The organism is Enterobacter cloacae complex sp. P40C2 (genome assembly GCF_014930695.1).
Classification (GTDB): Bacteria; Pseudomonadota; Gammaproteobacteria; order Enterobacterales; family Enterobacteriaceae; genus Enterobacter; species Enterobacter pasteurii.
Genome location: NZ_JADBRP010000007.1, coordinates 61142 through 81387, shown reverse-complemented (window position 1 = coordinate 81387; position 20246 = coordinate 61142). Strand labels below are relative to the sequence as shown.

Sequence of the window (20246 nt, the reverse complement as noted above, 5' to 3'; positions counted from 1 at the left end):
CTACCAGTGACTTAAAAATAACCGTGATGGCACGAACCTATCGCGCCACACCATACGCTGAATTTGCCTTAATAACCCTGGAAAAATCCGAGTCTCAGGCCAGTTCGCCCTTAACCAGGGGCACAAAGCGCACGGCTTCTACGGTATCGATAATAAACTCGCCGCCGCGTCGACGAACGCGCTTCAAAAGCTGCTGCTCATCCCCCACGGGCAAAACAAGGATCCCCCCTTCATCCAGCTGCGACAGAAGCGCCACGGGAATTTCAGGTGGGGCAGCCGTTACGATGATGGCATCAAACGGGGCGCGAGCCTGCCAACCTTGCCATCCATCACCGTGACGTGTCGATACATTATGTAAATCAAGCTGTTTCAGGCGACGACGCGCCTGCCACTGCAGGCCTTTAATCCGCTCAACGGAACAGACATGGTGCACAAGATGGGCCAGGATCGCGGTTTGATAGCCTGAACCGGTGCCAATTTCCAGCACGCGGGATTCCGGCGTTAGCTCCAGAAGCTCCGTCATGCGCGCCACCATGTAGGGCTGCGAAATCGTCTGGCCTTGCCCGATGGGCAGCGCCACGTTTTCCCACGCTTTGTGTTCAAACGCCTCATCTACAAACTTCTCACGGGGAACCTGAGCGAGCGCGTTCAGCACCTGCTCATTCGCGATCCCCTGAGCGCGTAGTTGTTCCAGAAGAGTTTGTACACGTTTACTTACCATTGCGCGTTCACTCCGACCCGATCTAACCAGTCCGACACCACATCATGCGCGCTATAGGCGGTTAAATCCACGTGCAGTGGCGTAACGGAAACGTAGCCTTCGTCCACCGCAGCGAAGTCGGTGTCTGGCCCCGCATCGCATTTCTCTCCCGGAGGGCCGATCCAGTACAGGGTGTTGCCCCGCGGATCCTGCTGCGGAATGACCTGATCGGCGGGATGGCGGCTGCCGCAGCGCGTGACGCGGATCCCCTTAATTTCATTCAGGGGGAGATCCGGCACGTTGATATTGAGGATGCGTCCGGTACGCAGCGGCTCGCGGCCAAGCGCGCGGAGAATTGAGCAGGTCACCGCAGCGGCGGTGTCATAGTGCGTGTGGCCGTTTAGCGAGACCGCCAGCGCCGGGAACCCCAGGTGACGGCCTTCCATCGCCGCGGCCACGGTACCAGAGTAAATCACATCATCGCCAAGATTTGGTCCGGCATTGATGCCGGAGACCACAACATCCGGTCGCGGGCGCATCAGCGCATTCACGCCCAGAAATACGCAGTCGGTCGGCGTCCCCATCTGCACGGCAATATCGCCATTCTCAAAGGTAAAGGTGCGAAGTGAAGACTCCAGCGTCAATGAGTTAGACGCGCCGCTGCGGTTACGATCGGGAGCCACGACCTGCACGTCCGCAAAGTCGCGGAGGTGTTTCGCCAGCGTCTGAATACCTGGCGCGTGGATCCCGTCATCGTTACTCAGCAATATTCGCATAATCACCCGACGTGTTGATAAGTTCCCTGACAACACTGGTGGCAAAGCTACCTGCCGGCAGCCAGAAGCGTAACTCAACGGTTACGTCATCCCACCAGTTCCAGCTCAGCTGTTGCGGGTAGAGCAGCATCGCACGGCGTGCCGCCTCAACCTTTTCCCGCACCAGCAAGGATTGTAATTCCGGCGCATCCGCCACCGCTGACTGCTCGGCGGCAAGCGCCTCGCCCTGGGTTCCCCAGTCGCCGGAGCCCGGCAGGGCTGCGGTAATCATCAGCGCTTTAGCGTCCACGCGCGACTGGACATCGGCCATCTCTTCGGCCGTTGCCACAAACCAGCTTCCGCGTCCCGCTAATTGTAGCGCATCGCCGACAACAACTTGATTCGCGTCCGGTTTTTTCAGCCGTTCGCTCACCATCTGATTAAACAACGCGCTGCGGGCCGCCGACAACCAAAAACTGCGTTTATTCCTGTCGCGCACCGGCGCATCGCTTTGCGCCCAGCGCAGCGCGCCCTGCAAATTGCTGCCAGCGATGCCGAAGCGCTGCGCGCCAAAGTAGTTCGGCACGCCGCGTTCACCGATAGCCTTCAGGCGTTTTTCAACGTCTTCGCGGTCGGTTACTTCGCGCAGCACCAGGGTAAACGCGTTGCCTTTCAGGGCGCCCAGGCGCAGCTTGCGCTTGTGGCGGGCGAACTCCAGCACCTTACAGCCCTCAAGCTCAAACTGGCTCAAATCGGGCATCCCGTTGCCGGGCACGCGGGCGCAGAGCCACTGTTCGGTGACGGCGTGCTTATCTTTCTGCCCGGCGAAGCTCACCTCGCGAGCATGGATTTTGAGGAATTTTGCCAGCGCATCGGCCACGAACCGGGTGTTGCAGCCGTTTTTCAGGATCCGCACCAGGATGTGCTCGCCTTCGCCGTCTGGCTCAAATCCGAGATCTTCCACCACCACGAAATCTTCCGGGCTGGCCTTCAGCAGGCCATTGCCCTGCGGCTTACCGTGCAGGTACGTCAGATTGTCGAAATCCGTCATTTGGCCGCCTTTACCAGCAGCGCCACGGCTTCACAGGCGATGCCTTCACCGCGGCCGGTAAAGCCCAGCTTCTCCGTGGTGGTCGCTTTAACGTTAACGTCGTCCATATGGCAGCCCAGATCTTCGGCGATAAACACGCGCATCTGCGGAATATGCGGCAGCATTTTCGGCGCCTGGGCGATAATCGTCACGTCAACGTTGCCGAGGGTGTAGCCTTTGGCCTGAATACGGCGCCAGGCTTCGCGCAGCAGTTCGCGGCTGTCTGCGCCCTTAAAAGCGGGATCGGTGTCCGGGAACAGCTTGCCGATGTCGCCCAGCGCGGCGGCGCCCAGCAGCGCGTCGGTGAGCGCATGCAGCGCTACGTCGCCATCAGAATGCGCCAGCAGACCTTTTTCGTAAGGAATGCGCACGCCGCCAATGATAATTGGGCCTTCGCCTCCAAAGGCGTGTACATCAAAACCGTGTCCAATACGCATTATGCCTTCTCCTGATGGGTCGTACGGGTAAGATAAAATTCCGCGAGCCGTAAATCTTCCGGGCGCGTCACTTTTATATTATCAGCGCGCCCTTCAACCAGTTCGGGGTGAAAACCGCAATACTCCAGCGCCGAGGCTTCGTCCGTAATGGTCGCACCTTCTTTAAGCGCACGCGTTAAGCAGTCGTGGAGTAATTCGCGGGGGAAAAATTGTGGCGTCAGCGCGTGCCATAAATCGACGCGCTCGACGGTATGCGCGATCGCCGGCTTGCCCGGTTCGCCACGCTTCATGGTGTCACGCACCGGGGCCGCCAGAATGCCGCCCACTTTGCTGGTTTCGCTCAGCGCCAGCAGACGCGACAGATCGTCATGATGCAGACAGGGGCGCGCGGCATCGTGAACCAGTACCCACTGCGCGTTTCCGGCAGCCTGAATGCCCGCCAGAACGGAGTCGGCCCGCTCGGTGCCGCCGTCAACAACCGTAATCTGAGGATGGTTTGCCAGCGGAAGCTGCGCAAAACGCGCGTCGCCGGGGCTGATGGCAATAACAACGTGCTTCACCCGAGAATGCGCCAGCAGCGCCGCCACGGCGTGCTCGAGGATCGTTTTATCACCGATTGAGAGATACTGCTTTGGACATTCTGTCTGCATGCGCCGGCCAAAACCTGCGGCCGGCACCACGGCACAGACGTCCGAAAAAGTTGCTGCCATGTCGTAATCCTGGGCCTGATTATCGATTGTTTTGTGCGGAGCCCTGATTGCGTTTAGACGCATCCGGAACCAGACGATAAAACGTTTCGCCCGGCTTAGTCATACTGAGTTCGTTGCGTGCGCGCTCCTCAATCGCCTCCTGGCCGCCATTGAGGTCATCAATTTCAGCAAAAAGTTGATCGTTACGCGCCTTAAGTTTGGCGTTTGTTGCCTGCTGTGCCGCGACGTCATCGCTTACCCGGCTATAGTCGTGGAGCCCGTTCTTACCGAACCACAGCGAATATTGCAGCCAGACCAGCAAAGCCAGCAACAGCAGCGTTAGTTTACCCATCCTGCCCCCTGAAAAAACGGCATCATCATCCCATAACTTTCCGCTGGACTCTACTGCGGGGTTTTAATTATGTCGTAAGTTAGCCCATCAGCCATAAAAACAGCAGGCCGAAGATGACCACAACGGTGGCGATAGTGATAACCGTACTATACAGGAGCCTGCCGTTAAACAGGGAGTGCAGCGCAACGCCTACCACGACCGCAACGGGCATCAGCGCCAGGAAGAAGGGCCAGGTATAGAGGAAGAAGAAGAGGGTGTTACCACCGTAGAGTAAAAACGGGATGCCCAGCGCCATTAACCACGCCGCGAAGCCGACAATCGCCCCGGGGAAGGACCAGGTCGTCTCGTCGTCGGCGGATAACGGCTCCGACCCGGTGGTAATCATGTAGTTTTCACTGTTGCGCATAGCTAATCCTGTGACCGTGACTCATCGTTCGGGAAGACAGCTCCCGAACGATACCGTCTCAGGATCTGATAATATCGTCCCGTCTGAGCAGGTCTAATAATTGGCTTACTAAATTTGTTACCAATTGTTGACCTTCCAGATGAATCTCAGGGGATTCAGGCGCTTCGTAAACCGAGTCGATGCCGGTGAAGTTTCGCAGTTCCCCCGCGCGGGCTTTTTTGTACAGCCCTTTCGGATCGCGCGCTTCGCAGATCTCCAGCGGCGTATCGACAAACACTTCTATAAAGCGCTCCTGGCCGACGCGCTCGCGCACCATCCGGCGCTCGGCGCGGTGCGGCGAGATAAACGCCGTCAGCACCACCAGCCCGGCATCCGCCATCAGGCTGGCCACCTCCCCTACCCGACGGATATTCTCTTTACGGTCTTGATCGCTGAAGCCCAAATCGCTGCACAGGCCGTGGCGCACGTTGTCGCCATCCAGCAGGTAGGTGCTCACGCCCTGCTGATGCAGCGCCTCTTCCAGCGCGCCCGCCACCGTCGATTTACCGGAGCCGGACAGCCCGGTAAACCACAGCACAACCCCACGGTGGCCGTGGAGCTGTTCACGCTGGGCGACGGTGACCGGATGAGGATGCCAGACGACGTTCTCATCATGGGCGGCCATTACTTGCCTCCCAGCAGATCGCGTGCGCCCCAGTGCGGGAAGTGCTTACGCACCAGCGCGTTCAGCTCAAGCTCAAAGGCACTGAACTCAGAGGCCACGGTAGCCTGCGCGTTTGGCTCACGAACCATCCCGGCACCGACGGTGACATTCGTCAGGCGGTCGATAAAGATCATCCCGCCCGTTACCGGATTCTGCTGATACCGATCCAGCACCAGCGGTTCGTCGAAGGTGAGATCCACAAGCCCGATGCCGTTCAGCGGCAGTTCGCTCACCTCGCGCTGGGTCAGGTTGTTGATGTCCACCTGGAACTGAATGCCGTCCACGCGGGCGCGGGTTTTCTTTCCGGCGATCTTGATGTCGTAGCTCTGGCCTGCGGTCAGCGGCTGTTCGGCCATCCATACCACATCCACGGCCGCGCCCTGCACTGCCGCCAGCGTCTCCCGCGCGTCGACCAGCAGATCGCCGCGGCTGATATCAATTTCGTCCTTCAGTACCAGGGTCACCGCTTCGCCTGCCCCGGCCTCTTCCAGATCGCCGTCAAAGGTGACGATACGGGCAATGGCCGATTCCACGCCGGACGGCAGCACCTTCACGCGCTGCCCCACCTTCACCGAGCCGGAGGCAAGGGTGCCCGAGAAGCCGCGGAAATCGAGGTTAGGACGGTTAACGTACTGCACCGGGAAGCGCATCGGCTGAGTATCCACCACGCGCTGGATCTCAACGGTCTCCAGCACTTCCAACAGCGTCGGACCGCTGTACCAGGGCATGTTTGCGCTCTGGGAGGCAACGTTATCCCCTTCCAGCGCCGACAGCGGCACGAAGCGGATATCCAGGCTGCCCGGCAGCTGTTCGGCAAAGGTCAGGTAGCTCTGGCGGATCTCGTCGAACCGCGCTTCGCTGTAGTCCACCAGATCCATTTTGTTCACCGCCACCACCAGGTGTTTGATCCCCAGCAGCGTGGAGATAAAGCTGTGACGACGGGTTTGATCCAGCACGCCCTTGCGCGCGTCGATCAGCAGGATCGCCAGGTCGCAGGTGGACGCGCCGGTCGCCATGTTGCGGGTGTATTGCTCGTGCCCCGGCGTGTCGGCGATAATAAATTTGCGCTTCTCGGTAGAGAAGTAGCGATAGGCCACATCGATGGTGATGCCCTGCTCGCGCTCCGCCTGCAGGCCGTCCACCAGCAGCGCCAGGTCCAGCTTTTCGCCCTGAGTACCGTGACGCTTGCTGTCGTTGTGCAGGGAAGAGAGCTGATCTTCGTAAATCTGACGCGTGTCGTGCAGCAGGCGGCCAATAAGGGTGCTTTTGCCGTCGTCAACGCTGCCGCAGGTCAGAAAACGCAGCAGGCTTTTGTACTGTTGGGCGTGCAGATAAGCTTCCACGCCGCCTTCATCGGCAATTTGTTGGGCAATAGTCGTGTTCATGGCGGCTCCTTAGAAATAACCCTGACGTTTCTTCAGCTCCATGGAGCCGGCCTGGTCGCGGTCAATCACGCGCCCCTGTCGCTCGCTGGTGGTCGACACCAGCATCTCTTCGATAATTTCCGGCAGCGTCTGCGCGCTGGACTCCACCGCGCCGGTCAGCGGCCAGCAGCCGAGGGTACGGAAACGGACCATCTGTTTTTTGATTACCTCGCCCGGCTGTAAATCAATGCGATCGTCGTCGATCATCATCAGCATGCCGTCGCGCTCCAGCACCGGGCGCTCGGCGGCCAGATACAGCGGAACGATCTCAATATTTTCCAGATAGATGTATTGCCAGATATCCAGCTCGGTCCAGTTGGAGAGCGGGAAGACGCGGATGCTTTCGCCCTTGTTGATCTGGCCGTTGTAGTTGTGCCACAGCTCCGGACGCTGGTTTTTTGGGTCCCAGCGGTGGAAGCGGTCGCGGAAGGAGTAGATACGCTCTTTCGCACGGGATTTCTCTTCATCGCGGCGCGCGCCGCCGAAGGCGGCATCAAAACCGTATTTATTCAGCGCCTGCTTCAGCCCTTCGGTTTTCATGATGTCGGTATGCTTGGCGCTGCCGTGCACGAACGGGTTAATGCCCATCGCCACCCCTTCCGGGTTTTTATGCACCAGCAGCTCGCAGCCGTAGGCTTTGGCGGTACGGTCGCGGAATTCATACATCTCGCGGAATTTCCAGCCGGTATCCACGTGCAGCAGCGGGAACGGCAGCGTACCCGGGTAAAACGCTTTACGCGCCAGGTGCAGCATGACGCTGGAATCTTTACCGATGGAGTACATCATCACCGGGTTAGAGAACTCGGCGGCCACTTCGCGGATAATATGGATACTTTCCGCTTCGAGCTGCCGCAGGTGAGTAAGTCGTTTTTGGTCCATAACCGTTCCTTAAGCCAAATTTATAACAGAAGAACCAAAGCCTTCCGTATCGGTTGTGTGTTGGAACCAGGCGAGGGTGTCGTGCAGCTGCACCACCTCTCCCACCACGATCAGGGCGGGCATAGGGGCATCTTTCGCCAGGGTTGCAAGGTTTTGTAACGTGCCGATGGCGACGTGCTGATCGACGCGCGTGCCGCGAGAGATGACGGCAACCGGCGTCGTCGCTTCGCGACCGTGCTGAATAAGCTGTTCGCTGATATCCGCCGCTTTCATCGTGCCCATATAAATCGCCAGGGTTTGTCGGCTCTGGGCAAGATGCGACCAGTCAAACGGCGTGCTGTCGGCTTTGTAGTGTCCGGTCACAAAGGTGACGCTCTGGGCGTAATCGCGGTGGGTCAGCGGAATACCCGCGTAGGCCGTCACGGCTGACGCCGCCGTGATGCCGGGCACCACCTGGAACGGCACGCCCGCCTCGGCTGCCGCCTGGAGTTCTTCGCCTCCGCGACCGAAAATAAACGGGTCGCCCCCTTTCAGGCGCACCACGGTCTTGCCCGCTTTCGCAGCGGCAATCAGCATCTGGTTGGTATCGTGCTGCGCCACGGAGTGCTCCCCGGCGCGTTTGCCGACGCAAATTTGCTCCGCATCCCGGCGGATCAGCTCGCGCACGCCGTCGGTAACCAGGTGGTCGTAAAACACCACGTCCGCATCCTGCAATACCTGCAACCCGCGCAGGGTCAGCAGCCCGGCGTCGCCCGGCCCGGCACCCACCAGAACGATCTCCCCACCGCCGCTGCCGGGGTTATCCAGTTCGTCCTCGAGAATTTGCTGCGCCGCCGTCTCGTTACCGGCATGCATCAGGCTGGCAAAGCGGCCGCGGAACATACGCTCCCAGAAGCGACGGCGCTCCGTCACGCTGGTCAGACGCGTTTTCAGATGCGTGCGCCAGTAGCTGGCTTTCTCCGCCATGCGTCCGAGGCTGGTCGGCAGCAGCGCTTCAATTTTTTCCCGCAGCACCCGCGCCAGCACCGGCGCGGTGCCGCCGGAGGAGATCGCCACCAGCAGCGGCGAGCGGTCAACAATCGACGGGAAGATAAACGAGCACAGCGGCTGGTCGTCCACCACGTTCACCAGACGGTGACGGGCCTGTGCGGCACCGGAGATGCGCTGGTTAAGCTGACGATTTTCGGTAGCCGCAATGACCAGCACCACGCCGTCGATTTGAGACTCGTCAAAGTCCGCCTCTTCAACATTCAGCACCTGCGCCCCGGCGCGTTGCAGAAACGCGATTTTGCGATCGGCAATTTCGCCCGTACCGACAACCAGTACCGGTCGGTCTTTCAGGGCGGCAAAAAGGGGGAGATAGTCCACAGGCAACAACTCACTAACAATCAGGAATAAGGGGACTATAGGGGGCGGCTTAGATCGAATGAAATTACGAATTGGAATGAGTAGTTACTCAATGGAATAACGCCGTGAAAAAGCTAATATCAAAAAGTGCTTAACACGCGAAATTTCGGGCAATTAAGAGCAATTCAAATTGTGTCTGCCCGATCGCAGTTTCATACTAAGCGGGTTAAAATTTTGCTCTGTTTTTTTAAGGACTCACTATGTTTTCCGCAATGCGCCACCGATGTGCAGCCCTGGCGCTCGGCGTTTGCTTTATTCTTCCGGCTCAGGCAAAAAATCAGTCTTACGGTGAAATAGCCAGTATGCAGGCGCGGCATATTGCGACGGTCTTTCCGGGCCGCATGACCGGCACGCCTGCCGAAATGCTCTCCGCAGACTATATTCGCCAGCAGTTTGCTCAGATGGGCTATCAGAGCGACATTCGCGCTTTCCATAGCCGCTATATCTATACCTCACGTAATAATACGCAGAACTGGCACAACGTGACCGGCAGCACGGTGATTGCGGCGCACGAAGGGAAAGCGGCTGAGCAGATTATTATAATGGCGCACCTCGATACCTACGCCCCGCTGAGCGATGCCGACAGCGATAATAACCTCGGCGGGCTGACGCTACAGGGGCTGGACGACAATGCGGCGGGGCTGGGGGTGATGCTTGAGCTGGCCGAACGTCTGAAGAATATCCCGACGAAATACGGTATCCGCTTTGTGGCAACCAGCGGCGAAGAAGAGGGCAAACTCGGTGCTGAGAATCTCCTTAAACGCATGAGCGCTGAGGAGAAGAAAAATACGCTGCTGGTGATTAACCTCGATAATCTGATCGTTGGCGATAAGCTCTATTTTAACAGCGGACAGAGCACGCCGAGCAGCGTGCGTAAACTCACCCGCGACCGCGCGCTGGCGCTTGCCCGTGCGCACGGCGTTTATGCCGCGACAAACCCGGGCGGTAATCCGGATTATCCAAAAGGCACTGGCTGCTGTAATGACGGGGAAGTGTTTGATAAAGCCGGTATTCCGGTGCTTTACGTCGAGGCGACCAACTGGGCGCTGGGCAAAAAAGATGGCTATCAGCAGCGCAGCAAATCAAAAGCGTTCCCGGACGGAACCAGCTGGCATGATGTGAGGCTGGATAACCAGCAGCATATAGACAGCGCGCTGCCGCAGCGGATTGAACACCGCAGCCGCGACGTGGTGAAAGTGATGCTGCCGCTGGTGAAGGAGCTGGCGAAAGCGGGGAAAGCGTAGAGCGGTATTTTCCCCTCACCCCAGCCCTCTCCCCAAAGGGGCGAGGGAGAAAAGACGGCTCCGGGCGATCCCCTCTCCCCTTTGGGGAGAGGGTTAGGGTGAGGGGGTGGATAAGGAATTACCCCTCGTGCAGCCCGCACTCGCGCTTGAGCCCAAAGAATCGCGTCTCTTCTTCCGCCATGCCCGGTTCCCATTTACGCGTGGTATGGGTATCACCGACCGACAAATAGCCCTGATCCCACAGCGGATGGTATTTCAGACCGTGTTTTTGCAGGTACTGATACACCGTCCGGTTGTCCCAGTCGATAATCGGCAACACTTTAAACACGCCGCGCTGCACCGCCAGCACCGGTAGCGTCGCGCGGCTTCCGGACTGCTCGCGGCGAAGGCCGGCAAACCAGGTCTGAGCGTTCAGCTCTTTCAGCGCGCGGTTCATCGGCTCGACTTTGTTGATCTCATTGTATTTCTCAATGCCCTCAACGCCCTGTTCCCACAGCTTGCCGTAACGCGCCTCCTGCCAGGCCGCGCTTTCCGTCGCGCGGTAGACCTTCAGGTTCAGCCCGAGCCTGTCCGTCAGCTCGTCGATAAACTGGTAGGTTTCCGGGAACAGGTAGCCGGTATCGGTGAGGATCACCGGTATGTCCGGACGGATCTGATTCACCAGATGCAGGCTTACCGCCGCCTGAATGCCAAAGCTCGAGGAGAGCACATAGTCACCCGGCAGGTTTTCCAGCGCCCAGGCCACGCGCCCTTCGGCGTCGAGCTTTTCCAGCCGGGCGTTGGTTTCTGCCAGTGCCAGAATACGTTCGACTTTTGGCAGTTCATTAAGGGCGTTTAGATCGAGTACGGACATAATTACCTCTCGTGGTTACTCCCAGAAATCCCTTGCAGGATCGAGCACCGGGCGAATAATGCCCGCACGCACCGTAAAGTCGCCGAAGCCTTCACCCGCTTCGCGCTCTTTTGCCCAGCGCCCGACAAGCACGTCGATGGAATCGAGAATTTCCGGCTCGGTGATGTTCTCGCGGAACATACGCGGAATACGCGTGCCGATGCGGTTGCCGCCCAGATGCAGGTTGTAGCGACCCGGCGCTTTCCCCACCAGCCCCAGCTCGGCGAGCATCGCGCGCCCGCAGCCGTTTGGACAGCCGGTAACGCGCATAACAATATGCTCGTCCGGAATGCCGTGTTTTTCCAGAATCGCCTCCACCTTATCGGTGAACGACGGCAGGAAACGCTCTGCTTCGGCCATCGCCAGCGGGCAGGTCGGGAACGACACGCAGGCCATCGAGTTTTCACGCTGCGGCTTCACCGCATTCATCAGCCCGTGCTCGCGCGCCAGCGCCTCAATTTTCGCCTTTTCGCTTTCCGGCACGCTGGCCACGATCAGGTTCTGGTTAGCGGTAATGCGGAATTCGCCTTTGTGGATCTTCGCGATTTCCAGCAGGCCGGTTTTCAGCGGACGGCCCGGGTAATCCAGAATACGTCCGTTTTCGATAAACAGCGTCAGGTGCCAGTTATTATCGATGCCTTTCACCCAGCCGATGCGATCGCCGCGACCGGTGAATTCGTAAGGGCGGATCGGCTCAAACTTAATCCCCGCGCGACGCTCCACTTCTTCCCTGAAGGTCTCTACGCCCACGCGCTCAAGCGTGTACTTGGTTTTCGCGTTTTTACGGTCGGTACGGTTACCCCAGTCGCGCTGGGTAGTAACCACCGCTTCCGCCACGGCCAGCGTATGCTCCAGCGGCAGGAAGCCGAATTCGCTCGCGGTGCGGGCGTAGGTTTTCTTGTTACCGTGCTCGATGGACAGGCCGCCGCCCACCAGCAGGTTAAAGCCGATGAGCTTGCCGTTTTCGGCAATCGCCACGAAGTTCATGTCGTTGGCGTGCAGATCGATATCGTTCTGCGGCGGGATCACCACCGTAGTTTTAAACTTACGCGGCAGGTAGGTCTGGCCGAGGATCGGCTCTTCGTCCGTGGTCGCGACTTTTTCCTGATCGAGCCAGATCTCCGCATAGGCGCGGGTGCGCGGCAGCAGGTGCTCGGAGATCTTCTTCGCCCACTCATAGGCTTGCGCGTGAAGCTCGGACTCGTACGGGTTCGAGGTGCACAGCACGTTACGGTTCATGTCGTTGGCGGTCGCCAGCGCGTCCAGGCCAACGGAGTGCAGCATCTGGTGAACCGGCTTCACGTTCTTCTTCAGAATGCCGTGGAACTGGAAGGTCTGACGGTTGGTCAGACGAATGCTGCCGTAAATGGTGTTTTCACCGGCGAATTTATCAATCGCCTGCCACTGTGTCGTGGTGATGACCCCACCCGGCAGACGGCAGCGCAGCAGCATCGCGTGACGCGGCTCCAGCTTCTGTTCAGCACGCTCGGCGCGGATATCGCGGTCGTCCTGCTGATACATGCCGTGGAAGCGGATCAGCAGGAAGTTGTCGCCTTTAAAGCCGCCGGTCAGACCGTCATTTAAATCTTCGGCAATGGTACCGCGCAGGTAGTTGCTCTCTACCTTCATGCGCTCGGCATCAGACAGTTTGCCTTCGACCACCAGTGGGCCAGGGTGTTTTTCGCTCATTAGTAGACATCTCGCTGATAACGGCGCTCTACGCGCAGCTCACTTAAAAATTCATCCGCCGCTTCGGCATCCATACCGCCGAATTCGGCAATCACTTCCAGCAACGCCTGCTCGACGTCCTTCGCCATACGACTGGCGTCGCCGCAGACATAAATGTGGGCACCGTCATTGATCCAGCGCCACAGCTCTGCGCCCTGTTCGCGCAGTTTGTCTTGTACGTATACTTTTTCTTTCTGATCGCGGGACCAGGCCAGATCGATGCGGGTCAGCACGCCCTCTTTCACATAGCGCTGCCACTCAACCTGGTAGAGGAAATCTTCCGTAAAGTGCGGGTTGCCGAAGAACAGCCAGTTCTTGCCCGGCGCCTCGTCTGCCGCACGCTGCTGCATAAAGGCGCGGAACGGTGCAATGCCGGTGCCGGGGCCAATCATAATGACCGGCGTTTCCGGGTTCGCCGGCAGGCGGAAGTTATCGTTATGCTCGATAAAGACGCGCACGTCGCCCTCTTCTTCCACGCGGTCGGCCAGGAAGCTCGATGCCCCACCCGCACGCGCGCGGCCTTCGATATCGTAACGCACCACCCCGACGGTGACGTGGACTTCGTTTTCCACTTCAGCCTGCGAGGAGGCGATGGAATAAAGGCGCGGCGTGAGCGGGCGCAGCAGGCCGATCAGCGCGTCGGCGTCCAGCTGTGCCGGAGAGAAACGCACCATGTCGACAATCGGCGTTGTCGCCGCGTAATGCTGCAGCTTCGCCTTATCCCCAACCAGCGGCAGGAGGGACTCGCTGCGGGTTAGGGTGGCGTAGTTTTCAACGATGTTGGCGGTGTTCACCGTCAGTTCAAAATGCCACTGGAGCGCTTCGGAGAGCGGCAGCGTTTTGCCTTCCACCTGAACCGGCTCCGTGCCTTTCAGCCACAGCAGCTCGACCAGCTCTTGCACCAGCGCCGGATCGTTCTGATACCAGACGCCCAGCGCATCGCCGGGCTGGTAACGCAGTCCGGAATCGCCGAGATCGATTTCGATATGGCGCACGTCTTTTTCCGAATCGCGGCCCGTGATTTTCTGGTTCACCGACAGGCTCGCCGCCAGCGGTGCCTCTTTGGTGTATGGGCTGGAGTGGATCGCATTGACGGTGCCGGCTGCGGTAACGGCGGCCTGCGCCGGGGTCTCTTTCGGCACGCGGGCTTTCAGCACCTCAACGATGCGCGCGCGCCATTCAGCGGCGGCAGCCTGGTATTCCACATCAGCGTCCACGCGGTCCAGCAGGCGCTCTGCGCCCAGCTCCGCCAGCCTGCTGTCGAAGTCTTTACCGGACTGGCAGAAAAATTCATAGGACGTATCGCCGAGGCCAAACACGGCAAACGCGGTGCCTTCAAGCTTTGGCGCTTTTTTCGAGAACAGGAACTTATGCAGCGCGACGGCCTCTTCCGCAGGCTCACCTTCTCCCTGCGTCGAGGCAACCACCACCAGCAGCTTTTCTGACGCGATTTGTTTGAATTTATAATCCCCGGCGTTCACCAGGTTTACGTTCAGCTTCGCGGCGAGCAGGTCATCACGCAGCGCTTCGGCCACGCGGCGGGCATTACCCGTCTGCGAAGCAGAGATAAGCGTGATGGCAGGAATTTCAACGGCAGTTGGCGGTACGCCAGCCACGGCGCCCGGCTGCTGGTTTAGCATTCCCCAGAAATAGCCGGAGACCCAGGCGAGCTGGGTAGGTGAAAAATCGGATGTCGCGGCCTGTAGGCGCGCCAGCTGCTCCGGGTTCAGGGGAAGCAAATTTGAAGGTGGGGCCTGTGTTGTCATGCGTCGTTATGTTCCAGTAGCAAAGCGGACTTTAAGCGAATAAATCCAAACTGAAGATAAGGTTAACGGCGGGGATAATAACAATTAAAGAAGGGTTGGAAATAATAAATAACCAAATGGACTAACCTGTTTTAGCTATCGTTCTTAACGATAAAAGTGATTAAATAACTGCATGAAATACAACAAAAAACATCCATAAACGCTCTGAATACGGTGCGCGAGACGTTCAGAGCCGTTTTAGTTAATGATAAAAATTGTGCTTTCCGGTACTATGCGGCGGTTTTTTCCGCATTCCTGAGAGCTATGATGTCCACCACACTGTTTAAAGATTTCACCTTCGAAGCCGCACACCACCTTCCGCACGTTCCTGCCGGGCATAAATGTGGCCGCCTGCATGGGCACTCGTTCATGGTGCGTCTTGAGATCACGGGTGAAGTCGATCCCCATACCGGTTGGATCATGGACTTCGCCGAACTGAAAGCCGCGTTTAAGCCAACCTACGATCGTCTTGACCACTTCTATCTGAATGAGATCCCGGGCCTTGAAAATCCGACCAGCGAAGTGCTGGCGAAATGGATCTGGGATCAGATGAAGCCGCTGGTGCCGCTGCTGAGCGCGGTGATGATCAAAGAGACCTGCACGGCAGGCTGCATCTACCGCGGGGAGTGAATCTCCTCCGCGTCGTCTTCACGAGACACGATCGGCGTAAACTCGTAGAGCACCAGCGCGTTACTCTCCAGTAATTCAGTCAGCTGCCAGCCGTCATAAAGGCGTTCATCGCGTACGGAAAGCGTTGGACGCGCTTTATGTCCTATCCAGCACCACACCTCTTCGTCAGGGCCGGTTTCGCTGCCGACGCCTTCAAGCAAAGGATAAAGCGCCCCGTTATACCGATCGAAAAGATGGCATTTAATGCGCCATTTCCCGCGCATTCCCTTCAGGTGTAAATGATACTGCTGGCGAAAACGCTGGATGAAGGCTTCTTCACTGGAAAGCAGCGGATTAAAAACCACCACGTTACGCAGCAACAGCTGGTAGCCATTCAGATGTCGCGTAAGCAGGACTCGCCCGTCATTGACCAGCACCTCGCCCCGCAGGCGCTGCCAGAGCCAGAGCGCCCAGTAAACCGGACGCGGCAGGCCGTGGTTATACTGTAGCGCCAGGCTTGATGTATCGATGGTGTTGTTCGCACGGGCTTCCCCCTGAAGACCCGAATTTAGCCAGAATCCCGCCAGCCAGACCAGCTCCGAAAGCCCGAGCAGGTTCTGCATCAGCAGCGCCCCCCGAAAAAACCAGCCGTTTGTCGCCCGCGTGCTTCCGGTGAGGGTATTCCAGGAGAGAAGCCAGACTGGAAGCGAACGTTTGTGCAGGCGAAGGGTGGCGAGGATCTGGCGGATCTTCAGTATCGGGTAATTTTCCGTCGAGGAGAGATCGGCAGGCTCCGGCTGCGCGGGATTGAGAAGCTCGTTGGCATCGGCGGAACAGGCAAGAAAATCGGCCTGCATCAGGATCGCTGAACGGAACAGGGGGTCGTCGCCCACGCCCGCGCTGACGGGGGGAAACCGGTGCCATAAGCCAAACTTTGCCTGCGGAAGAAAGGTTTGTATTACCTTACGCTGCGCCAGCCAGACCTGCTCCCGGGTCTCCTCACTCGCCTGTGATGACCAGTGCATGACGAAGTGCCAGCCCGCGGCGATCTCTGGCGAAAAATGATTGACTGACTGCTGTAAAAAGCGGGTAAGAAGATCGCGACGGGTCGTTACGCCGGTGTGCAGCAGCACCGTCCACCGCTTTTTTGCCAGCCAGGTGAAGAGCTGATGCAGATTGTACCAGCAGGCGTAGCCCGCCATCTGCGGGTCATCCCAGCCGGTGGCAAACAGACGACTGCTTAGAAAAGGCTCGGCGATATCAATTCCCTCAATGGGAATGGCCTTATTTATCTCCTCAAGATTATGACGAACCTCCTCACGCAGCAAATCGTCGAGCTCACGCAGGGTAATGACCACCCGCATACGGCGCAGCGAGGTGGAGAGAGGTTTAAGCTGCTCAAGATCCAGCCTCTGCTCCTGCTGCGGGTGAACGACGAGCGGCGAGGCTCCCCAGCCGCGCGTCACCGGTTCATTGAGCAGGCTAAACAGCTTATCCACCGCCACCGGATAGCGCTGCTCACGCCCGTCCGCGCGTGCGCGCGCGGCCTCCGGGTGCTGGCGTCGGGTCTTACGGAACTCACCCGGGGACATATTGTGAACGCGCCGAAACCGATCGCTCATCATACGCGTGCTGGCGAAACCCTGCTCAAGCGCAATCTGGTGCAGCGGCCGATTCGTCAGACGGAGGGCGTCAGCCGCCTTTTCCAGCCGCAGGGTGGTAATGTACTGCATGAAGCCGATCCCCACCTCCTTTCGAAAGAGACGAGAGAGCCAGGCTTCAGAGACGTATTCACTCGCGGCGATTTCCGCAAGCGTAATACGGCGGGAATAGCTGGCGTTGATCCGCTCTATTACCCGGGCGATGCGCCTGCTGTGCGCTGTGGAACGTTCACGGGACGGCAAACGGGCGGGCTGCTGAAAGCGGCTGGTCAGCAGCAGCAAAATCTCGCTCAGCCAGCGGTACGCCTCCAGCCGGTAGCGGCGCGGATCGTTGATGAGCGTGACCACAAGAAGCTGGCGCAACAGATCGCGAAGCGCATCGCACTGGGGCCAGACGCCTCCGGCTTCAACCGGTACCGCATAATCATGGGCAAAAAAATCATTGCAGAGCTGGACGACCCAGCGCCCGGAAAGGGTTACGCGCAGGGTGACGTTTGCCGTTTCGCTCGTTAACTGCCAGCGCCGGTGACGGTTTATGATGGCAAGGGAATTGGCCTCCAGCACTTCACGTCCCGCATCGGTGCTCAGCTCTGCCCGCCCTTCCAGCACCCAGAGCAGCGTTAGCGTATCGCCTTCATCCACCACGCAGTGGCGAATGTCCTGAATCTCTACCCAAAATTCATCTCCCCGCTGCTCCATCTTATCCCTCACCAAAGACAAATAATGACCTGCTCTTTTTTGTCATAACTGAATTGTATGAAAAACAATCAAAACAAAACCGTCGCTTTACAACAAAAAAGTGCATTTTCAGGCGGTACGATCGTCATAGACTCGAAATTATCACCGTTTGGCAGAAAAAGGATAACAAAAATGACACATCCAATTATTGAAGCCCTGCGTGGCAACGAAGCCAGGTTCACGGAATTACGCCGCTATTTTCATCAGCACCCTGAAACGGGTTTTGAGGAGCATAACACCAGCGATCGCGTTGCGGCGCTACTCCAGGAATGGGGGTATGAGGTCCACCGCGGCCTGGCGAAAACCGGCGTGGTCGGCACGCTGAAGGTGGGGAACGGACACAGGCGCCTGGGCCTGCGCGCCGATATGGATGCACTGCCAATGCAGGAAAACAGCGGCAAGGCGTGGAGCAGTACCGTTGAGGGTAAATTCCACGGCTGCGGCCATGACGGCCACACCACTACGCTGCTGTATGCAGCGGAGTACCTGGCACGCACCCGCAATTTTAACGGCACGCTACACCTTATTTTTCAGCCCGCGGAGGAGCTTCTGTATGGTGGACGCGTTATGGTAGAGGACGGTCTGTTTGACCTGTTCCCCTGCGACCATATTTTTGGCCTGCACAATATGCCGTCACAGCCCGTCGGAAAAATTGGTCTGCGCGATGGCGCCATGATGGCCTCTTCCGACACCCTTCATATTGAGGTTAACGGCGTGGGTGGTCACGGTGCGGTGCCGGAACATACGGTTGACGCGACCCTGGTTGCCTGCCATATCACCATCGCTTTGCAGTCAATTGTTTCGCGCAATATCACCCCTTTTCAGCCTGCCGTCGTTACCGTAGGCAGCATTCAGGCCGGGCACGCGCCCAACATTATCAACGACAAAGTATTGATGAAGCTGACCGTGCGCACGCTGGACGAAAGCGTGCGGCAGACCGTGCTACAGCGCATCCATGATATTGCCGTTGCACAGGCGGAAAGCTTCAATGCTACGGCCACCATCCGTCACGTTAACGGCAGCCCGGTGCTGAAAAACAATCCCCAAGCCAATGAGATGGTGCGCAGCGTCGCCACCGATCTGTTCGGTCAGGATGCGGTCGCGGAGGTTAACGCGTTTATGGGCAGCGAGGACTTTGCCTTCATGCTCGAGAAAAATCCAGACGGATGCTATTTCACCCTTGGCGCCGGGGATGAGCCTGACCGCTGCATGGTACATAACCCGGGCTACGACTTTAACGACACGATTCTCCTTACCGGCGCGGCGCTTTGGGCTGCACTGACCGAACGCTATCTGCGCTGATTCGCACCTTCCCGGGAGGGCTGCATTATGAGTACCGTTTCCCTGACAGGCACATCCGCCTACGCCGGTAACGATCGGCTGCTGGCGGGTATCGTCATGAGCGTTCTGACATTCTGGCTGTTTGCCCAGTCGGTTATCAACGTTGTTCCGGCCATGCAGAATAGCCTCGATATTGCCCTCGAAACCCTTACGCTGGCCGTCAGCCTGAGCGCGCTGTTCAGCGGCTGTTTTGTCGTGGCCTGCGGTGGGTTTGCCGATAAGTTTGGCCGCATGCGCCTGACCGTAATTGGCCTGATCCTGAGCATTATTGGGAGCGGCCTGCTGTTCATTTCCTGGGAGCCCGTCCTGTTTCTGCTGGGAAGGGCGATTCAGGGCCTGTCAGCGGCCTGCATCATGCCCGCCACGCTGGCGCTAATTAAGACCTGGTATGAAGGTAAAGCACGCCAGCGCGCAATCAGCTTCTGGGTTATCGGTTCATGGGGCGGGAGCGGCCTGAGCGCGTTTGTCGGAGGCGCCATCGCCACCACGCTGGGCTGGCGCTGGATTTTTATTTTATCGATGGCGGTAGCCCTGGCCGCGCTACTGCTTATCCGCGCCACCCCGGAAAGCCGCAGCCCTGATGCAGGTCAACACAAGCTGGATATCAGCGGCCTGGCGAGCTTTGTCGTTATGCTGGTGCTATTCAATCTGTTTATAAGCAAAGGACACGCCTGGGGCTGGAGCAGTAGCTTATCGCTTCTCGTGCTGTGTGGAGCCGTGACTGCGTTGATGTGCTTTGTCATTACCGGACGACGCAAAGGCGATGCGGCGCTGATCGACTTTGCCCTGTTTAAAAACCGGGCCTACAGCGCCTCGGTATTCTCTAATTTCCTGCTCAACGGCTGCATTGGCACCATGATGATCGCCAGCATCTGGCTGCAGCAAGGCCATCATCTGTCGCCGCTACAGACCGGCATGATGACGCTGGGGTATCTGGTAACCGTGCTGGCGATGATCCGGGTGGGTGAAAAACTGCTTCAGCGCTATGGCGCCAGGCTGCCGATGATGACCGGACCGCTGCTGACCGCAACGGGTATTACGCTGATTTCATGCACCTTCTTAAGCAAAGAGGTCTACATTGTCACCGTTTTTCTGAGCAATATTTTATTCGGGCTGGGGCTCGGGTGTTACGCCACGCCCTCAACGGACACGGCGGTGATGAATGCCCCTGAAAACAAGGTGGGTGTGGCTTCAGGGATCTATAAGATGGGCAGTTCCCTGGGCGGAGCGATGGGGATCGCGGTCACCGCATCGCTGTACGCGCTATGGCTGCCGGTGGGAACGGCCAGCGCCGCGCAGTATGCCTTACTGTTCAACAGTGCGATTTGCCTTGGGTCGGCCGTAGTGACCTGGGCCTTACTGCCACCATCAAAAGCCCCGCGATAG

General features: G+C 58.4%; 19 protein-coding genes. 4 read left to right on the top strand and 15 right to left on the bottom strand.

Translation table 11 applies throughout. The features are described 5' to 3' along the window. Nucleotides 1-94 precede the first annotated feature (94 nt). The 11 genes from IM304_RS14565 to cysG form a co-directional block, all read right to left on the bottom strand. Entirely contained in the window at nt 95-721 is a 627-nt protein-coding gene (locus tag IM304_RS14565; RefSeq protein ID WP_148421232.1) for a protein-L-isoaspartate(D-aspartate) O-methyltransferase, read from the bottom strand. Next, nucleotides 715-1476, bottom strand: a complete 762-nt coding sequence (surE, locus tag IM304_RS14560) for a 5'/3'-nucleotidase SurE (protein WP_193356086.1) — start codon at nt 1474-1476, stop codon at nt 715-717. Before surE ends, IM304_RS14565 begins: the two co-directional genes overlap by 7 nt. Beyond that, nucleotides 1457-2506 (bottom strand): tRNA pseudouridine(13) synthase TruD, encoded by a 1050-nt coding sequence (gene truD / locus IM304_RS14555; protein WP_193356087.1) that lies wholly within the window; start codon nt 2504-2506, stop codon nt 1457-1459. The genes surE and truD overlap by 20 nt, the downstream gene beginning before the upstream one ends. After that, nucleotides 2503-2982, bottom strand: coding sequence for a 2-C-methyl-D-erythritol 2,4-cyclodiphosphate synthase (gene ispF, locus IM304_RS14550; protein WP_006811766.1), 480 nt, complete (start codon nt 2980-2982; stop codon nt 2503-2505). The genes truD and ispF overlap by 4 nt, the downstream gene beginning before the upstream one ends. Then, nucleotides 2982-3692, bottom strand: coding sequence for a 2-C-methyl-D-erythritol 4-phosphate cytidylyltransferase (gene ispD / locus IM304_RS14545; RefSeq protein WP_148421225.1), 711 nt, complete (start codon nt 3690-3692; stop codon nt 2982-2984). Before ispD ends, ispF begins: the two co-directional genes overlap by 1 nt. A gap of 19 nt (nt 3693-3711) precedes the next feature. After that, nucleotides 3712-4023 carry a cell division protein FtsB gene (gene ftsB / locus IM304_RS14540; RefSeq protein WP_003862095.1) on the bottom strand — a complete coding sequence of 104 codons (312 nt, stop codon included), beginning with the start codon at nt 4021-4023 and terminating at the stop codon, nt 3712-3714. Between the two features lie 79 nt (nt 4024-4102). Continuing rightward, nucleotides 4103-4429: a DUF3561 family protein gene (locus tag IM304_RS14535; RefSeq protein WP_176609609.1), complete on the bottom strand. Its 327-nt coding sequence runs from the start codon at nt 4427-4429 to the stop codon at nt 4103-4105. Nucleotides 4430-4487: 58 nt separating this feature from the next. Beyond that, nucleotides 4488-5093, bottom strand: coding sequence for an adenylyl-sulfate kinase (gene cysC / locus IM304_RS14530; RefSeq protein ID WP_193356088.1), 606 nt, complete (start codon nt 5091-5093; stop codon nt 4488-4490). Continuing rightward, on the bottom strand, nt 5093-6517 hold the full coding sequence (gene cysN / locus IM304_RS14525) for a sulfate adenylyltransferase subunit CysN (RefSeq protein WP_148421219.1): 1425 nt from the start codon (nt 6515-6517) through the stop codon (nt 5093-5095). Before cysN ends, cysC begins: the two co-directional genes overlap by 1 nt. 9 nt (nt 6518-6526) lie before the next feature. Next, nucleotides 6527-7435 carry a sulfate adenylyltransferase subunit CysD gene (gene cysD / locus IM304_RS14520; protein ID WP_006811770.1) on the bottom strand — a complete coding sequence of 303 codons (909 nt, stop codon included), beginning with the start codon at nt 7433-7435 and terminating at the stop codon, nt 6527-6529. Nucleotides 7436-7444: 9 nt separating this feature from the next. Then, on the bottom strand, nt 7445-8803 hold the full coding sequence (cysG, locus tag IM304_RS14515) for a siroheme synthase CysG (RefSeq protein ID WP_148421217.1): 1359 nt from the start codon (nt 8801-8803) through the stop codon (nt 7445-7447). A gap of 239 nt (nt 8804-9042) precedes the next feature. On the opposite strand from cysG, the gene IM304_RS14510 reads away from it, so the two are divergent. Then, a complete protein-coding gene (locus IM304_RS14510) occupies nt 9043-10086 on the top strand; it encodes an aminopeptidase (RefSeq protein ID WP_193356089.1) in 1044 nt (347 codons plus the stop codon). Between the two features lie 118 nt (nt 10087-10204). Here IM304_RS14510 and cysH read toward each other — a convergent pair whose 3' ends face one another. From cysH to cysJ, 3 genes are read right to left on the bottom strand one after another with little or no spacing between them, the layout of a single operon-like run. After that, nucleotides 10205-10939, bottom strand: a complete 735-nt coding sequence (cysH, locus tag IM304_RS14505) for a phosphoadenosine phosphosulfate reductase (RefSeq protein ID WP_176609605.1) — start codon at nt 10937-10939, stop codon at nt 10205-10207. Nucleotides 10940-10954: 15 nt separating this feature from the next. Then, nucleotides 10955-12667, bottom strand: a complete 1713-nt coding sequence (gene cysI / locus IM304_RS14500; RefSeq protein ID WP_193356090.1) for an assimilatory sulfite reductase (NADPH) hemoprotein subunit — start codon at nt 12665-12667, stop codon at nt 10955-10957. After that, nucleotides 12667-14472 carry an NADPH-dependent assimilatory sulfite reductase flavoprotein subunit gene (gene cysJ / locus IM304_RS14495; protein WP_193356091.1) on the bottom strand — a complete coding sequence of 602 codons (1806 nt, stop codon included), beginning with the start codon at nt 14470-14472 and terminating at the stop codon, nt 12667-12669. Before cysJ ends, cysI begins: the two co-directional genes overlap by 1 nt. Nucleotides 14473-14775: 303 nt before the next feature. Here cysJ and queD point away from each other — a divergent pair, with 303 nt between their 5' ends. After that, entirely contained in the window at nt 14776-15141 is a 366-nt protein-coding gene (gene queD / locus IM304_RS14490) for a 6-carboxytetrahydropterin synthase QueD (RefSeq protein ID WP_148421211.1), read from the top strand. On the opposite strand, the gene IM304_RS14485 is transcribed toward queD, so the two are convergent. After that, nucleotides 15126-17480, bottom strand: a complete 2355-nt coding sequence (locus IM304_RS14485) for a helix-turn-helix domain-containing protein (RefSeq protein ID WP_193356092.1) — start codon at nt 17478-17480, stop codon at nt 15126-15128. The genes queD and IM304_RS14485 overlap by 16 nt on opposite strands. 171 nt (nt 17481-17651) lie before the next feature. Between IM304_RS14485 and IM304_RS14480 the strand changes: the two genes are divergently transcribed. Both IM304_RS14480 and IM304_RS14475 read left to right on the top strand, forming a co-directional pair. After that, nucleotides 17652-18821, top strand: coding sequence for a M20 aminoacylase family protein (locus tag IM304_RS14480; RefSeq protein WP_193356093.1), 1170 nt, complete (start codon nt 17652-17654; stop codon nt 18819-18821). A 27-nt stretch (nt 18822-18848) separates the two neighbouring features. Then, nucleotides 18849-20246, top strand: coding sequence for an MFS transporter (locus IM304_RS14475; protein WP_193356094.1), 1398 nt, complete (start codon nt 18849-18851; stop codon nt 20244-20246).

Excerpts from the sequence above, each read along its gene's own strand:
- ftsB (WP_003862095.1), bottom strand. The coding sequence starts at position 4,023 with ATGGGTAAACTAACGCTGCTGTTGCTGGCTTTGCTGGTCTGGCTGCAA.
- cysD (WP_006811770.1), bottom strand. The coding sequence starts at position 7,435 with ATGGACCAAAAACGACTTACTCACCTGCGGCAGCTCGAAGCGGAAAGT.
- truD (WP_193356087.1), bottom strand. The coding sequence starts at position 2,506 with ATGACGGATTTCGACAATCTGACGTACCTGCACGGTAAGCCGCAGGGC.
- surE (WP_193356086.1), bottom strand. The coding sequence starts at position 1,476 with ATGCGAATATTGCTGAGTAACGATGACGGGATCCACGCGCCAGGTATT.
- ispD (WP_148421225.1), bottom strand. The coding sequence starts at position 3,692 with ATGGCAGCAACTTTTTCGGACGTCTGTGCCGTGGTGCCGGCCGCAGGT.
- IM304_RS14565 (WP_148421232.1), bottom strand. The coding sequence starts at position 721 with ATGGTAAGTAAACGTGTACAAACTCTTCTGGAACAACTACGCGCTCAG.
- cysN (WP_148421219.1), bottom strand. The coding sequence starts at position 6,517 with ATGAACACGACTATTGCCCAACAAATTGCCGATGAAGGCGGCGTGGAA.
- IM304_RS14475 (WP_193356094.1), top strand. The coding sequence starts at position 18,849 with ATGAGTACCGTTTCCCTGACAGGCACATCCGCCTACGCCGGTAACGAT.
- IM304_RS14485 (WP_193356092.1), bottom strand. The coding sequence starts at position 17,480 with ATGGAGCAGCGGGGAGATGAATTTTGGGTAGAGATTCAGGACATTCGC.
- IM304_RS14510 (WP_193356089.1), top strand. The coding sequence starts at position 9,043 with ATGTTTTCCGCAATGCGCCACCGATGTGCAGCCCTGGCGCTCGGCGTT.
- ispF (WP_006811766.1), bottom strand. The coding sequence starts at position 2,982 with ATGCGTATTGGACACGGTTTTGATGTACACGCCTTTGGAGGCGAAGGC.
- cysJ (WP_193356091.1), bottom strand. The coding sequence starts at position 14,472 with ATGACAACACAGGCCCCACCTTCAAATTTGCTTCCCCTGAACCCGGAG.
- cysC (WP_193356088.1), bottom strand. The coding sequence starts at position 5,093 with ATGGCCGCCCATGATGAGAACGTCGTCTGGCATCCTCATCCGGTCACC.
- IM304_RS14480 (WP_193356093.1), top strand. The coding sequence starts at position 17,652 with ATGACACATCCAATTATTGAAGCCCTGCGTGGCAACGAAGCCAGGTTC.
- cysH (WP_176609605.1), bottom strand. The coding sequence starts at position 10,939 with ATGTCCGTACTCGATCTAAACGCCCTTAATGAACTGCCAAAAGTCGAA.
- IM304_RS14535 (WP_176609609.1), bottom strand. The coding sequence starts at position 4,429 with ATGCGCAACAGTGAAAACTACATGATTACCACCGGGTCGGAGCCGTTA.
- cysI (WP_193356090.1), bottom strand. The coding sequence starts at position 12,667 with ATGAGCGAAAAACACCCTGGCCCACTGGTGGTCGAAGGCAAACTGTCT.
- queD (WP_148421211.1), top strand. The coding sequence starts at position 14,776 with ATGATGTCCACCACACTGTTTAAAGATTTCACCTTCGAAGCCGCACAC.